7 protein-coding genes are annotated in these 15,976 nt (G+C 44.5%); 5 read left to right on the top strand and 2 right to left on the bottom strand.

Annotation, left to right across the window (positions count from 1 at the left end):
- Positions 1-134: 134 nt before the first annotated feature.
- The 4 genes from lpdA (at position 135) to KO537_RS20635 (ending at position 10,943) form a co-directional block, all read left to right on the top strand.
- Positions 135-1,562, top strand: a complete 1,428-nt coding sequence (lpdA, locus tag KO537_RS20620; RefSeq protein ID WP_105250398.1) for a dihydrolipoyl dehydrogenase — start codon at positions 135-137, stop codon at positions 1,560-1,562.
- 139 nt (positions 1,563-1,701) lie between these two features.
- Complete coding sequence (locus KO537_RS20625; protein ID WP_219235608.1) at positions 1,702-6,174, top strand: EAL domain-containing protein; 4,473 nt, start codon at positions 1,702-1,704, stop codon at positions 6,172-6,174.
- Positions 6,175-6,455: 281 nt separating this feature from the next.
- On the top strand, positions 6,456-8,672 hold the full coding sequence (locus tag KO537_RS20630; protein WP_173496216.1) for a patatin-like phospholipase family protein: 2,217 nt from the start codon (positions 6,456-6,458) through the stop codon (positions 8,670-8,672).
- Between the two features lie 228 nt (positions 8,673-8,900).
- On the top strand, positions 8,901-10,943 hold the full coding sequence (locus tag KO537_RS20635; protein ID WP_219235610.1) for a M13-type metalloendopeptidase: 2,043 nt from the start codon (positions 8,901-8,903) through the stop codon (positions 10,941-10,943).
- An 80-nt stretch (positions 10,944-11,023) separates the two neighbouring features.
- Here KO537_RS20635 and KO537_RS20640 read toward each other — a convergent pair whose 3' ends face one another.
- Both KO537_RS20640 and hxpB read right to left on the bottom strand, forming a co-directional pair.
- The gene (locus KO537_RS20640) at positions 11,024-11,365 is read right to left on the bottom strand and encodes a DUF2845 domain-containing protein (protein ID WP_028759308.1); all 342 of its coding nucleotides are present in this window, start codon (positions 11,363-11,365) and stop codon (positions 11,024-11,026) included.
- Positions 11,366-11,460: 95 nt separating this feature from the next.
- Positions 11,461-12,120 carry a hexitol phosphatase HxpB gene (hxpB, locus tag KO537_RS20645; RefSeq protein ID WP_219235611.1) on the bottom strand — a complete coding sequence of 220 codons (660 nt, stop codon included), beginning with the start codon at positions 12,118-12,120 and terminating at the stop codon, positions 11,461-11,463.
- A gap of 434 nt (positions 12,121-12,554) precedes the next feature.
- Here hxpB and acnB point away from each other — a divergent pair, with 434 nt between their 5' ends.
- Positions 12,555-15,152: a bifunctional aconitate hydratase 2/2-methylisocitrate dehydratase gene (gene acnB, locus KO537_RS20650; RefSeq protein ID WP_105250395.1), complete on the top strand. Its 2,598-nt coding sequence runs from the start codon at positions 12,555-12,557 to the stop codon at positions 15,150-15,152.
- The last annotated feature ends 824 nt before the right edge of the window (positions 15,153-15,976 follow it).

The following is a 15,976-nucleotide window of genomic DNA, read 5'->3' on the forward strand; positions in this document are numbered from 1 at the left end:
CTCATCTTGAGCAGCCTTTTGTTTATTGTGATCAGTATCAAACACAGGTTAAAATGCGCCCACCTTACGCGCTGGCGCATTTTCGGTTGGCAGGATAGCTCCTCCAACGGATTGAATGAGAATTAGAGGAAAACATGAGTAACGAAATCAAAACTCAGGTAGTGGTATTAGGTGCAGGTCCTGCAGGTTATTCTGCGGCTTTCCGTGCTGCTGACTTAGGTCTGGAAACCATCATAGTTGAACGTTTTAGCACTTTAGGTGGCGTGTGTCTTAACGTGGGTTGTATCCCATCTAAAGCCTTACTGCACGTTGCTAAAGTTATCGAAGAAGCCAAAGCGGTTGCCGCTCACGGTGTGGTCTTCGGCGAGCCAACTATCGATTTAGATAAGTTACGTGGCTTTAAAGAAAAAGTCATTGGCCAATTAACTGGCGGATTGGGCGGCATGTCCAAAATGCGTAAAGTTAACGTGGTTAACGGTTTTGGTAAATTCACTGGCCCTAACACGCTAGAAGTGACTGCTGAAGATGGCACTGTGACTAAAGTGACTTTCGAGCAAGCGATCATTGCTGCGGGTTCTCGCCCAATCAAACTGCCATTTATTCCGCATGAAGATCCACGTATTTGGGATTCGACTGACGCATTAGAACTGAAAGAAGTTCCAGGCAAGTTGTTAGTGATGGGCGGCGGTATTATCGGTCTAGAAATGGGTACTGTGTACGCTTCTTTAGGCAGCCAAATCGACGTGGTTGAGATGTTCGACCAAGTGATCCCTGCGGCTGATAAAGATGTGGTTCGCGTATTTACTAAGCAAATCAAGAAGAAATTCAACCTGATCCTTGAAACTAAAGTCACAGCGGTCGAAGCCCGTGAAGACGGTATCTATGTTTCTATGGAAGGTAAGAGCGCGCCAACTGAAGCTGTTCGTTACGATGCCGTATTAGTGGCTATTGGCCGTGCACCTAATGGCAAGTCGTTAGATGCTGAAAAAGCAGGTGTTAACGTTGATGAGCGTGGCTTTATCAAGGTTGATAAGCAACTGCGTACTAACGTACCGCACATTTATGCTATCGGCGACATCGTTGGTCAACCAATGTTGGCTCACAAAGGCGTGCACGAAGGCCACGTAGCGGCTGAAGTTATCGCTGGCATGAAGCACTACTTCGATCCAAAAGTCATCCCATCAATTGCTTACACTGACCCTGAAGTAGCTTGGGTTGGTTTGACTGAGAAAGAAGCGAAAGAGCAAGGTATTGCTTACGAAACCGCAACTTTCCCATGGGCTGCAAGTGGTCGTGCTATCGCGTCTGATTGCTCTGAGGGCATGACTAAGCTGATTTTCGATAAAGACACTCACCGCGTGATCGGTGGTGCTATTGTGGGTGTTAACGGCGGCGAGCTGTTGGGCGAAATCGGTCTAGCGATTGAAATGGGTTGTGATGCTGAAGATTTAGCATTAACCATTCACGCTCATCCAACACTGCACGAATCAGTAGGCTTAGCGGCTGAAATGTACGAAGGTTCTATTACTGATTTGCCAAACCCAAAGGCAAAGAAAAAGTAATTTAGCTGTCGATTAAAAAAGCGCTCATTTGAGCGCTTTTTTATTGCCTGTATTTTTTTGTAACTTTTATGTAAACAAGCGGATGAATTGAAGGGATTGAGCTGCTACAGTACAGTTAAGGTATGCGGTAAGTTGTCACATGCAAACAAAAATAATTAGAACAATTCTGACATGTTTCATCCTTTCACTGATTAGCGTCCATTCGGCTTGGGCGGGCGGCTTTGTGCAGCGTGTTTTTACCGATAGAGACGGTTTAGCTGTCACCAGCATCCGAGGTTTAGCCTTAGATGACTATGGTTTTGTATGGGCAGCGACTGAGCAGGGCTTGTATCGGGTCAGTAATTCTAAGGTGCGGCGCATTGATAAAATTGGCACGGAATCACGGCTTGCGGATGACTTTTTAACGACAGTGGTAAACATCGACCGAGACAAGTTATTGGTCAGCACCAATGCCGCGATTTACCTTTACGATATAGTACAAAATCAATTTACCGCGTTTGGTTCTCCCTATCTATTCCCGCAGTTTCCAGGTGGTGCGCTGATATCGGCAGCCCGCAAGAATAGCAAAACATGGCGATTATTAATTGATAATGGTCAGATCTATGAGTTTTCCCCTTCAAAGTCAGAACTTCGCCTTATCACTCAATTAGCTGTTAATCGCGACCTTCCTTGGCGCAAGTTATTGCTTATGCCCAATGGACACATGTTGGTTGCGGGGCAGTTGCAACTAGAGCTCCTCGATAACAAGGGCGAACGGCTGTTCCAATACCCTTGGACCGAATCTATGGGCAGTATTCTCGATATGTTGGAGGATACTCAACATAGGATCTGGATTGCGACAGGGCGTGGTGTTTATCAATTAGATCAAATCGCTCATCAAATTACACCTGTGCCAGAATTACCCGATTGGAGCACAGCGATCATTGAAGATGCTAAAGGGTATTTGTGGTTTGCCAGTCGTATTGGCTTGTTAAAATGGTCGCCTGAGACGCGGTTGATTGAGAATTATCAGCAAGAGTTGAAGGCTGAGGCCAACATGGAAACGCTGAAAGCCATGTTGTTTGATGATGCAGGCTTGATGTGGGTTGGAGGCTCTGGTGATGGATTGGCATTGTTAGCGTCACCGCCTGATTTCATTCTTGATACTTATGCGGCAGATGAACCCTATCAGCTGAGCGATGCCATGACTTGGTCTGTACATGCCAGTGATGAAGGGGTTTGGCTCGGTTCTTCTAGTTTAGATTTTGTTGCTAAGGGCAGTAAAAAAGCGGTTAACATTCCGATTGAGGGGTTTAATCCCCACGAAAGTATTTATGATATTAGTGAGTTTGAGGACCATTATTTACTGATCTCAACAACCAGTGGTCTTTTTGTTATTGATAAAGAGACCTTGCAAGGCAGCAGTTTTTCTAAATGGACTCACGGTCAGGATGACTTTAAAAATAAGCTCATATATAAAACTTATCGGGATCCCAAACTGAAAGGACGCGTCTGGATTGCGACTACCACGGGACTCTATTTTTGGGAAATGGGACTCTATGAGCCCCAGCCATTTGATATTGATAAGTCATCGAACGAATTTGATGGCCCCAAGCGGCCAGTGATCCGCACGATTTATCGCAGCTCTGACGGTCGTCTTTGGGTTGGCGGTAAAAAAGTCTTTGGTTACATAGACAGTCAAAATGAGTTTCATGATCAACGGCACTTATTTAATGCTTTTGCGGCACAACCAACGATTAGCCATATTGAAGAAATGTCCCCGGGAATTATCTGGTTTGGTTCCTATGAAAAAGGTTTGTTTGAATATAATCAGCAGGCGGAATCGTTAGTTTCACTGACTTCCGAATGGCAATTAAATTGTAGTTCAGTGTTTTTTATTCAAAAGACCCCTAAGTCAAATCTTGTGGGTTGTGCTGATTCTTTGATTCGTCAGGATATTCAAACAGGCAATATTGCCATGTTTAATCAACTCGATGGTTTGATTTCCGATGAAATGAACGAGGGCGCTTATTTTTATTCACCAAAAACAGGCTTTTACTTAGGAACACCTGAAGGTGTGATGCGACTCGATGTCAATAGACTGGTCAACCGTATAACCGATGACCATGTGATGCTTGAATCTGTCTCTGTGTACTATAACAACACGACAGAAGTATCCTTGTTGCCGCGTAACCTGATGACCATCAAACCCGATGCGAATATGGTGAGTTTTCAAATCACTAACTTAGATTATCTCGATGATTCGCCAATCCAATTTAAATACCGATTACGTTATCAGGATGAAGATAGCCATTACGTTTTGTTGCAGGGGGAATCTCAGATCAACCTCGCAGGATTAGCTGCGGGTGGCTATGTTTTAGATATTTTGAGTCAAGTTAATGGGATATGGTCAGATAAGCCGTTCTCTTATCCTTTTTATGTTGAGCAGCATTGGTGGTTATCCCAAGGTTTTAAAGGTATTTTGCTGCTGTTATTTTCAATTATTGCTTTAAGTCTTGCTTGGTATCGACAACGACAGATCAATACATTTAAGCAGATGAATCTGGCATTAACGGAGAGTGAGGACAGGTTAAGGCAGTCTTTGCGCGGCAGTGACTCAGATCTCTGGGAGTGGCATAAAAATACTCAGGCATTTCACCTTGATAATCGCGGTTCGGTGCTTGGTACGCATGCCAATGAGATTGTGGTGAGCTTAGAGGATTTGCCTGTGCATCCGCAGGATAGGGAGAAAGCTCTCGCTCAGTGGGACAACATGATGGCGGGTGAGATTGACCGATTCGAGGCCGAATATCGCTATCAGCGTAAGGACGGTAATTGGGGATGGCTGAGGGTTAGAGGGCGGCCAGTTGCTCGCAATAAGCACTCAAATGAAATTGAACGGGTCGCGGGTATTTATAGCGATATTACTGTGCAACGCCAGCTAGAGGATGAAATTAATTTATTGGCGAAAGCGTTTGGCAATACCTCTGAAGGTGTGTTGATTTTAGATGTCGAAGGCGGTATTCGCGTTGCGAATTACGCTGCGCAACAAATTATTGGTATAGATTCTGACGACTTAGTCGGGCAACCATTTGCACAATTCGTACAGATGAATGACGGATTAGCATCGGAAATCAAGCAACTTCTCCGTGATAGTCAGTCTTGGACTGGAGAGCGGGAGTTAATCCGCGCCAATCAGCAACTTTTTCCTGTGTGGCTAAACGTTTCGGTGATGCAAAGCATTAACGGGAAAGTAACCCACTATGTGGTGGTATTTTCTGATATTACGGAGCGTAAACGTACTGAAGCCGATTTACGCCGTTTGGCTAATTACGATGTGCTTACTGGGTTGCCAAATCGCTCCTTATTTTCTAGCCGTCTATTACAGTCGATTCAAGCTGCGCAGCAAACAGGTGAGAAACTGGCGCTACTGTTTTTAGATCTCGATAGATTTAAGCATGTTAATGATTCCTATGGTCATAGCATGGGCGATGCTCTGTTGGTCGAAGCATCAAGCCGACTGCAATCTTGTATTTCCAGCGAGCATTTACTCTGTCGTTTTGGTGGCGATGAATTTGTGATTTTACTCCGCAATGCAAACAGCATTGACGATATTAACCATGTCGCCGAGCGCCTGTTGGAGCAAATTGTCGCGCCCTTTAAGTTGTATGGTCGGGAATTTTATATTTCGACCAGCATAGGCATCAGTATTTGGCCCGACGATGCGGTGCAGCCAGAGGCTTTTATCAAGAATGCCGATCTTGCTATGTACCATGCCAAAGAAGAAGGGCGAGGGAATTTCCAATATTATTCCTCGGAGCGTAATGCTCAAGCCCTCTATCATTTACGGCTTGAGGCCGATTTACGCAAAGCCATAGAACGACAAGAGTTCGAGCTTTATTACCAGCCGCAAATTGATATTTTGCGTAATGATAAGCTCATAGGAATGGAAGCATTAATTCGCTGGAAACATCCGCTGGACGGCTTTATTCGTCCCGATATTTTCATCAAAGTCGCCGAGGCCTGCGGTTTAATTGTTGATATTGACCGCTGGGTATTAAGACAAGCCTGTGTGCAGGGAGCCAATTGGACTAAGCGCTATGGCTCGGGCTTTAAGTTGTCGGTTAATATTTCGGCGGTGCATTTTAGGCAGCCAGATTTTATTGAAGATATCCAAAGAATTTTACAAGAAACCCAAATGCCAACAGCATCTTTAGGATTAGAAATCACCGAAGGCGTATTGATGAAGGAGTTGCATGTCGCTAAAGACCATCTTACTCGATTGAAATCTTTGGGGATCGAGGTTGCCATCGATGACTTTGGTACTGGGTATTCTTCACTGGCTTATTTGCGTAATTTTGAAGTCAATACCCTAAAAATTGATCGCTCCTTTTTGATTGATATCGCCACTAATACCGCAGATCAGGCGATTGTGAGCAGTATTATTGAATTAGCCCGTAACCTTAAATTAAATGTAGTTGCTGAAGGGATTGAGACGGTTGAGCAGTTAGAGCAAGTCTTTAGCCGTGGCTGTTATATTATTCAAGGGTATTATTTTGCTAAACCTATGTGCGTTGATGATTTTGAGCGCTATTTAGAGACAGATAACAAAATCGTCTCTATTGATCATTAAGCTAGAAACATAGTCTATTATTGGCTCGCGAATACTTAATATTTGTACAGCTGATGGGCAATCGTCTGCACGATATAAGCCAGTGAGCTTGAGATGTAAACGTTATCGTCTTCAGTGATGATGGATATTTTGTTTAGCAGTTTATTCAATTAAACTTCATCTGTTTGTATAAAGAGTACACAAACTTATCACTAGTCGGTCCAGATAAAATATGACTGACGGTTAAATCGATAAGTTTGTTAATATAACTCGGATTTTTATCCCATAAAAAGTAGCCTCACATGATGCGTCAACTACTCGCTTCTATTATTTTGTGTTTATGTGTTACCCCGTCTTTGGCTGCAGAGCGCCTTAAAATTGGTGTCGTACTCAGTGGTGGTGGTGCTAAAGGCGCCGCTCATGTGGGCGTGCTCAAAATATTAGAAGAACATAACATCCCCGTTGATTACATCGCGGGCACCAGCATAGGCGCCTATGTCGCTGGCATGTATTCACTGGGTTACAGTGCGAGTGAAGTGGAAGCTATCATGATGGGGGTCAACTGGGACAGTGGCTACTCGGACACCATACCGCGCAATATTTTGAGTTACAGGGATAAACAGTTACGCGACCGTTACAATATTCCGTTAAACATTGGCTATAACGAAGGCCAAGTGAGGGCTCCAAGTGGTCTGCTACGTGGACAGACTATGTCACAACTTTTACGTCAGTCGACAGATCTGGTACAGCAATTTGGTCATTTTGATGATTTAGCCATTCCCTACCGAGCGGTTGCAACCGACTTAGAAACTAGCTTACCTGTGGTGATTAGTCATGGCAGTATGGTTAAAGCCATGCAAGCGTCTGCAACTGTACCTGGTGCACTTCAGCCAGCACAAATTGAAGGCAAGTTATTGGTCGATGGTGGTATTGCTAATAACATGCCCGTCGATGTGGTTAAGGCCATGGGAGCCGATATTATTATCGCCGTCGATATTGGCTCGCCTCTGGTCAAAAAAGATAAATTAGACAGTACTATCGCAGTGCTCGATCAGCTCTCTAATTTTTTGACCAATGCCAGCACTGAAAAACAAAAACAATTACTGACAGATAAAGATGTATTGATCCGACCCGCGATTGACGCCCTCAGCACCACTGATTTCACTATTATGCCGCTGGCATTAACCCTTGGAAAAGAAGCCGCTAATGGTCAGCTTTATAAGTTGAGCAGCATGAGCGTGAGCCCTGAGGAATATGCCGCTTACGTCGAGGCTAAAAAAGCCAAAGGTAAATTATTAATGGCGGATGTACGTCATCCCATTAATGAAATCGTATTTGAAAACCAATCTAAGGTGAGTTTGAATCTCTTGACGGAAACCTTGGATATTAAACCTGGGCAAGCTGTATCTAAAGACGAGCTTAATGAGGCGTTAAAGCGTATTTACTCCCTCAATAAATTTGAACGTGTCGATGCTGAATTTGTAGAAGGTGAGGATGGCCGTATACTCACAGTCACCACTAAGGCTAAGTCTTGGGGGCCGAATTATTTCCAACTGGGCTTTAATTGGGAGGATGATTTTAATTCAGAATCTGCCATCAGTTTTGACATGGCTTATACCATGACTGATTTGACCTTTAATGGTGGCGAGTGGCGCAATGAGGTCAAACTCGGCATTGAAAAGTTGTTTGCAACTGAGTTCTATCAGCCTTTAGACAGGGACCAACAGTTCTTTAGCCGTGCCCGCTATCAATACGATACCCGTGATTGGGACTTATACGATAATAACAGTCGTATCTTAACCTTCGACAAGAAAACCCACACTATTGAATTAGGCATAGGTTATAACTACACCTTACAAGGGATGATTGAGTTAGGCTTAGTCGCAGAGAAGGGGTCGATAGTCAATGATGTTTGGCTAACGCAGGACTTAGATTTTAGTTCCTATGGTGCTTACTTTAGGTTCGGTTACGATAGCTTAGATAGCATTAGCTTTCCAACATCAGGTAATCGCGTAACCTTAAACGTTTACGTGCGCAATGAAGATTTCAATGACAGTATCGACGATAATCAAAACCAATTTAGTGTGCAAATAGAGGCCGACTGGAAAGGTGCCTTGAGTGTCGGTAACCACGCTTTTGTTGGTAAGGCATCAATTGCTACCAACAATAATGATGGTGTCAATACGCTGCATTTATCTGAGCTGGGAGGATTCTTAAACCTGTCTGGTTACCATAAAGACTCCATTATGGGCGCACATAAAGTGTTTGGGGCCTTTATTTATCAATATGATCTCGGGCGTGATGCACTAGGTATGACAGATTATCCTCTATACCTAGGTTGGAGCTTAGAGGCGGGGAATGTCTGGGACGAGCGCACTGACGTTACCCTGACCGATCTGATTTATGCATCGAGTCTTTATATCGGTACAGATACTTCCATGGGACCCGCAGCACTTGGTTTTGGGATCACAGATCTTGGCGATAAGTCTTTCTATTTATTTGTGGGTAAAAACTTCTAGTTTGATATTTGTGTAAAGGACTTAAGGGCATGACTGAGGTTGTGCCCTTACTTTTTGGTCGATGGAAAAACTATAAGCGTCATCCCTATGGAAGTTCTCTTGCCGAAATAGCTAAGAGTGTCGCTAAAGTGTCATATCCTTTTACAAAATCTTACTACTGTGAGGCGTGCCAAGATGCTAAGGTTTTGCGGGAAAAATAATAACTCTCAACGGAAGCTGGGGAAAACAATGAAGAAGATAAGCACACTGGCACTGAGTATCGCCTTGAGTTTAGGTTTAGCGGCTTGTAGTACTGAGCCTAAAACTGAAGCCGTCGCGGTGTCTGGCATTGAATTGCAAAACTTTGATGCCTCAGTTCGCCATCAAGATGATTTCTATTACAGCGTTAACGGAAAATGGTTGGCAAATACGCCTATTCCTGCTGACAAATCTAACTATGGCGCGTTTTCTGTGTTGTACGACCAAAGCCAAGATGCATTGAAGAAAATTATCGACGAAGCGGCCGCTAAAAAGAATCCTGCTGCAGGTTCGAATGAGCAGAAAATCGGTGATTTCAATGCCAGCTTCATGAATACCGATTTACTTGAAACCTTAGGTGTTACACCGCTTAAGCCATTGCTGGCCGATATCGCTGCCGCAAAAACGCACGCTGACTTACCCGCTGTTATGGGCAAATTACTGACGACGGGTTCTGGTATTCCTTTTGGTTTTTACGTCAATAATGACGCTAAAAACTCAACCCAGTATGCGGTGTATTTAAGCCAGTCGGGCCTTACGTTGCCTGACCGCGATTATTACCTAAAAGATGATCCTAAGTTTGCCGCTAATCGCCAAGCCATGGCCAAGTATGTGACAGACATACTGACCGAAGCGGGTTACAAGGACGCTAAACGTGCGGCTAAAAACGTCGCTGACATCGAAATGATGATCGCCAAAAGTCAGTGGAGCCGAGTCGAATCCCGTGATGCCAACAAGGCATACAACAAGTTAGATCGTGCTGAACTGCAAAAGTTAACCAGTCAATTCGATTTTAATGCCTTTGCTGCGAGTGCGGGCTTAGGCGATAAAGTGACTGAAGTGATCGTGCGTCAGCCCTCTTATTTTGAAAAACTCGGCGCCAGTTTCGAGACATTCCCTGTATCGGCTTGGCAGGATTATCTTGCGTTCCACTTAGTGGATAGCTACGCCGAGTTACTGAGTAAAAACTTTGTTGATTTGAACTTCGCCTTTAAGAGCAAAACCTTAATGGGTATCGAAGAGCAGCAGCCACGCTGGAAAAAAGCAGTTGATGGTGCTGACCAAGTGATTGGTGAGTTAGTGGGTGAAGAGTATGTTAAGCAATACTTCAAGCCAGAAGCTAAAGCGCGCATGGAAACCATGATCAAAAACTTGATCAAAGGTTTTGAAGTCAGCATTAATGAACTTGAGTGGATGACGCCAGAAACCAAAGTCGCCGCTCAAGAAAAACTGGCTAAATTTACCTATAAAATTGGCTATCCAGATAAATGGAAAGATTACTCAGGTTTAGATATCAAGGCTGACGAGTTAGTCGGTAACTACATGCGTTATGCTCAGTTTGAATATCAAGACATGATCAACAAGCTAGGCAAGCCAATTGATCGTACCGAATGGGGCATGACACCACAAACGGTGAATGCTTATTACAGTCCAGTGAAAAACGAAATTGTGTTCCCTGCAGCGATTCTGCAACCGCCATTCTTTAATATGGATGCCGATGATGCTGTTAACTACGGTGGTATCGGTGCCGTGATCGGCCATGAAATTAGCCATGGTTTTGATGACCAAGGTGCTAAGTACGATGGTGACGGCAACCTGCGTGATTGGTGGTCAGATAAAGACAGAGAAGAGTTCCAAAAACGCGGTAAGCAGTTGTCTGCGCAATACTCAGGTTATGAGGCAATGCCCGGTAAGTTTGTTAATGGTGATTTGACCTTAGGGGAAAACATTGGCGACTTAGGTGGTTTAACCGTAGCGGCACGCTCGTATTTGATGAGCCTTAACGGCAAACCTGCACCTGTGCTCGATGGTTTAACGGGCGAGCAACGCTTCTTTGTGGGTTGGTCGCAAGTATGGCGCCGTAATTACCGTGATGAAGAGCTGAGCCGTCGTTTGCTGACAGATCCGCATTCACCGAGCCATTATCGTGCCATGGGTACACCACGTAACGTGGAAGCCTTTTATAAGGCCTTCGAGATGAAAGAAGGCGATAAAATGTATTTAACACCAGATGAGCGTGTGAAAATTTGGTAATACATTCAGTAGATTGAAATAAGCAAAGCCAGACAATGTCTGGCTTTTTTATTGATGACAATAATCAATGATGCTGCCGATTAATGTCCATAACCTAAGGATTCAATTTTTGTGACTTTATTATCAGTGGCATACAGGCGACGCATTAAGCGTGTTGGTCCAAAGTCATAGGTCCATTCTTGATACTCAGTTGGCAACTTGCTGGGATCGATCACCCTGTCTCCGTTAGCGTTGAGATAAGTCGCGGGCAGACTGTATTCTCGAATATCACTGGGCGAGCCGCATTTATCCTGCACAGTCGTTAAAGTATCGCCCGTATTGATCACTTGTTGTTTACAGTGCATGGTCTCACCTGCGCTAGCGGGTAAACAGGTGGACATGAGTATTAAGCCCATGGGCAGTATTAAGGACAGGTACTTCACATTGAATTCCTTCTGGTGCATACACCATTGTGCTATTTATCCGTAGGGCAAAGACTAAGCTTATCCGCCCAGCAGAAACTCGGTGTGTTGTGACGTTATTTTGCCAAAATTGTTGTTAATGCCAACAAACTCTCGGCCTGATGATGGGCGATAATCCACTTGGCATCGCCTCTTTGTTCTGGCGCAGGGATCGCGACCGTTTGCATGTTGGCTGCTCTGGCGGCAATTAAGCCGTTAAAGGAATCTTCGATGGCAAGACAACAACGGGGATCAACATCTAACGCCTTAGCGCAATTCAAATAAACTTCTGGGTGGGGTTTACCATAGATTAGGTGTTCAGCCGATTCTATCGCCATAAACTTTTCACTGAGATCTAACTTCGTTAATACTGCTTGGATAATGGTGTTTGGGGATGAAGTCGCTAAGCCGATTTTAAGGCCAAGCGCTTGGCAGTGGTCAATCGTTTCGTAAACGCCCAGCATAGCTTCGCCGCTAACCAGAATTTCATTTGCAACTTTATCAACAATCGTTTGGCTGACCTTGGCATTATCATAGTGTGGCCAAGGTGCCTTGTGGTACCAATAATCGACGCATTGATCTATGCGTAAGCCCGTGGTTTGTTGAATCGTCTCTACCGTCACTGGCACGCCGAGTGCGGATAACACTTCATACTCGACTCGTTGCCATAGGGGTTCTGAATCGATTAAAACGCCATCCATATCAAAAATAACGGCTTGAATGCTAAGGGATGTCATTGGTACTCCGATGGACTAAGGAAATAACTGAGATATGCAGTAAATTAAGCCTGAGTGTAAGTTCTCGCACTGCATCTTAAAAGCCAAAATGCAGCAAGATGAGAAAAATTTATACCTATTTGCTCTCTGACACGGAAAATTGCTTGTTCGATTTAAAATTAATGAAACATTGTTAACTATTTGTAGTGTATGGTTTTTTGTCTGTTTTCAAACTATTGTCTAATTTCACTTGTTTTAATCTTCCCGTAAGTTGGCATTCGCCGCCGGATTTAGTCCTTATTTCGCTTTTTGCCGAGTGTGACCTGATTCATACTTTTGCAAAGCTGTAGTATACTGCAGGCCGGAAATACGGGTCGATCATGTCGGACTGTCAGCTTCAATTAAGAAGACGTGCAGTTTCGTTGTTAGAGCGCCAAACAAAGAGGAATGTTGCCGTGCTAGAAGCATATCGTAAACACGTCGCAGAACGTGCTGCAGAGGGCGTAGTCCCTAAGCCATTAGATGCACATCAAGTGGCTGAACTGGTTAAGTTAGTTCAAAATCCACCCGCAGGTGAAGAGGCTTTCGTTCTCGACCTGCTTGAAAATCGAATTCCCCCAGGTGTTGATGAAGCTGCTTATGTTAAAGCTGCTTTTTTAGATGCGGTTGCCAAAGGCACTGAAAAATCACCGATTCTGTCTGCTGAGCGTGCTACTGAGTTATTAGGCACAATGCAAGGCGGCTACAACATCGAACCTCTGATCGCGCAGCTGGATAATCCAGCGTTAGCACCTTTAGCCGTTAAAGCGCTATCTCACACTCTGCTGATGTTTGATTCTTTCCACGATGTGGTTGAGAAGATGGAAGCGGGCAATGAGTTTGCTAAGCAAGTGGTTGAAGCGTGGGCGAATGCAGATTGGTATTTAAGCCGTCCAAAACTGGCCGACAAAGTCACTCTGACAGTATTTAAAGTTTCTGGTGAAACCAACACCGATGACCTGTCACCTGCACCAGATGCATGGTCACGTCCTGATATCCCATTGCACGCGTTAGCTATGCTGAAAAACGCCCGTGATGGTATCGAGCCTGATGTTGCTGGCGCCGTTGGCCCAGTGAAAAAAATCGAAGCATTAAAAGCACAAGGTCATCCATTAGTATATGTGGGTGACGTTGTGGGTACGGGTTCATCACGTAAATCTGCGACTAACTCAGTACTGTGGTTTATGGGCGATGATATTCCATTCGTACCCAACAAGCGCGCTGGTGGTTTCTGCCTTGGCGGTAAAATTGCACCGATTTTCTTCAACACTATGGAAGATGCGGGCGCACTGCCAATCGAGCTTGATGTGAACAAGATGGAAATGGGCGATGTGATTGACATCTACCCATACGCCGGTGTGGTTAAGCGTCACGATAGCGACGAAGTAATTTCAGAATTCAGCTTAAAAACGGAAGTCTTGTTAGACGAAGTTCGTGCTGGTGGTCGTATTCCATTGATCATCGGTCGTGGTTTAACTGACAAAGCCCGTGACGTATTAGGCTTAGGGTTATCTGACGTCTTTGTACGTTCTCAAGATGTCGCTGATACCGGTAAAGGTTATACACTTGCGCAGAAGATGGTCGGTAAAGCTTGTGGCGTAGCGGGTGTGCGTCCTGGTCAATACTGCGAACCTAAGATGACGTCTGTCGGTTCACAAGACACAACAGGTCCTATGACCCGTGATGAGCTGAAAGATTTAGCTTGTTTAGGTTTCAGTGCTGATTTGACTATGCAGTCATTCTGTCACACTGCGGCTTATCCAAAGCCAGTGGATGTGAACACACATCATACTCTGCCAGATTTCATCATGAATCGCGGCGGTGTATCACTGCGTCCAGGTGATGGTGTTATCCACTCATGGTTAAACCGTATGCTGCTACCAGATACAGTTGGTACGGGTGGTGACTCACATACGCGTTTCCCAATTGGTATTTCATTCCCAGCGGGTTCTGGCTTAGTAGCGTTTGCTGCTGCGACTGGCGTTATGCCACTCGACATGCCTGAATCCGTATTAGTGCGTTTCAAGGGCAAAATGCAACCGGGTATCACACTGCGTGATCTGGTTCATGCTATCCCATTAAAAGCCATTGAACTGGGCATGCTGACCGTTGAGAAGAAAGGTAAAGTAAACATCTTCTCTGGTCGCGTACTGGAAATCGAAGGTCTTGAAACCTTGAAAGTTGAACAAGCTTTCGAACTGTCAGATGCTTCAGCTGAGCGCTCTGCTGCCGGTTGTACCATCAAGTTAGACAAAGAACCTATCATTGAATACCTGAACTCAAACATCATCATGCTCAAGTGGATGATCGCTGAAGGTTATGGCGATCGTCGTACGATTGAACGTCGTATCAAAGGCATGCAAGAGTGGTTAGCCAATCCTGAGCTGATGAGTGCCGATAAAGATGCTGAGTACGCTGCAGTAATCGAAATCGACCTAAATGACATCAAAGAGCCAATCCTGTGTGCGCCAAACGATCCTGATGATGCCGTTTTACTGTCATCTGTTGCGCAAACTAAGATTGATGAAGTGTTCGTAGGTTCTTGTATGACCAACATCGGTCACTTCCGCGCAACCGGTAAGATGCTAGACAAGTTTGCTAAAACCCTGCCAACACGTCTGTGGATCGCACCACCGACTAAAATGGATAGAGATCAGCTGACTGAAGAAGGCTACTACGCGATTTTTGGTCGTGTAGGTGCGCGCATCGAGATCCCAGGTTGTTCACTGTGTATGGGTAACCAAGCACGTGTAGCAGAAGGTTCAACTGTGGTATCGACTTCTACCCGTAACTTCCCTAACCGTTTAGGTACAGGTGCTAACGTTTACTTAGCCTCTGCTGAACTGGCTGCGGTTGCTGCACTGTTAGGTCGTCTGCCGTCACCTGAAGAATATCAAGAATACGCTAAAGAGTTAGACGCAACTGCAGCTGACACATACCGTTATTTGAACTTCGATCAAATCGAGTCTTACACAAAAAAAGCATCGGAAGTGATCTTCCAGACTGCCGTGTAATCGATTGCCGTTAAGGTAATTTAATGTAAAAAGCCAGCGTAAGCTGGCTTTTTTGTGGGTTTGTTTTATTTCTACATCTATATGCACCAATGAACCCTATCATAGTCATGCCTTTAGTTCTTACATCACAAACTCGCTACTTACTAATGGTCATGCGTTGTCGTCATTAAAAAATCCAATTAAGCCGATCCGTCGGTCAATCTCGCACTTAGCCCCGTTTAACCTTCTTTTTAAAAGACGAAAGTCTTCTATTTTCATAACTACCAACAAATCATCTGATGGCTTTTGGCTATACATAATGCGAAACAGAGGCGAAGCCTTGACTGAGTTGTGGATAACTTTGGGGGTAAGTGGTGGGTATGATGTGGCTAGATTAGGTAATTGGAATTAACTGCATATTCCCTTAAAAAAGGGGTTGCACAAAATCTCCTGCTGCCTATAATGCGCATCCACTGACACGGCAGACAGCGTTAAGCAGCCTGGTGTGACAGTTCATTGATGAGTTTACTGATTGATGAGTGTTGAGAAAGTTTGTAAAAACTCCTTGACGCGAAACGGGAAATGCGTAGAATACGCAGCCCTAGCCAACTGGAAGCGTTCGACGCTCAGTGTGGTACTCACCTTCTCTTATGAGGTTGAGTTGCTCTTTAACAAGATAAAACAAGAAATCTGTGTGGACACTCACAGGTGTTGAGTTAATCGAAACTGCTTAACCTTCGGGTTGGCAGTCAAAAATTTAAATCAATGTAACAATGAGTGTTCATAGTAATATGTACAGTTTGTTTCTTTTAGCGAGAAACAAAAAATCAGAATTCATTGAGCCG

This window comes from Shewanella sp. NKUCC01_JLK (assembly GCF_019345615.1).
Lineage (GTDB): Bacteria > Pseudomonadota > Gammaproteobacteria > Enterobacterales > Shewanellaceae > Shewanella > Shewanella oncorhynchi.

Excerpts from the sequence above, each read along its gene's own strand:
- KO537_RS20630 (WP_173496216.1), top strand. The coding sequence starts at position 6,456 with ATGATGCGTCAACTACTCGCTTCTATTATTTTGTGTTTATGTGTTACC.
- KO537_RS20635 (WP_219235610.1), top strand. The coding sequence starts at position 8,901 with ATGAAGAAGATAAGCACACTGGCACTGAGTATCGCCTTGAGTTTAGGT.
- KO537_RS20625 (WP_219235608.1), top strand. The coding sequence starts at position 1,702 with ATGCAAACAAAAATAATTAGAACAATTCTGACATGTTTCATCCTTTCA.
- lpdA (WP_105250398.1), top strand. The coding sequence starts at position 135 with ATGAGTAACGAAATCAAAACTCAGGTAGTGGTATTAGGTGCAGGTCCT.
- hxpB (WP_219235611.1), bottom strand. The coding sequence starts at position 12,120 with ATGACATCCCTTAGCATTCAAGCCGTTATTTTTGATATGGATGGCGTT.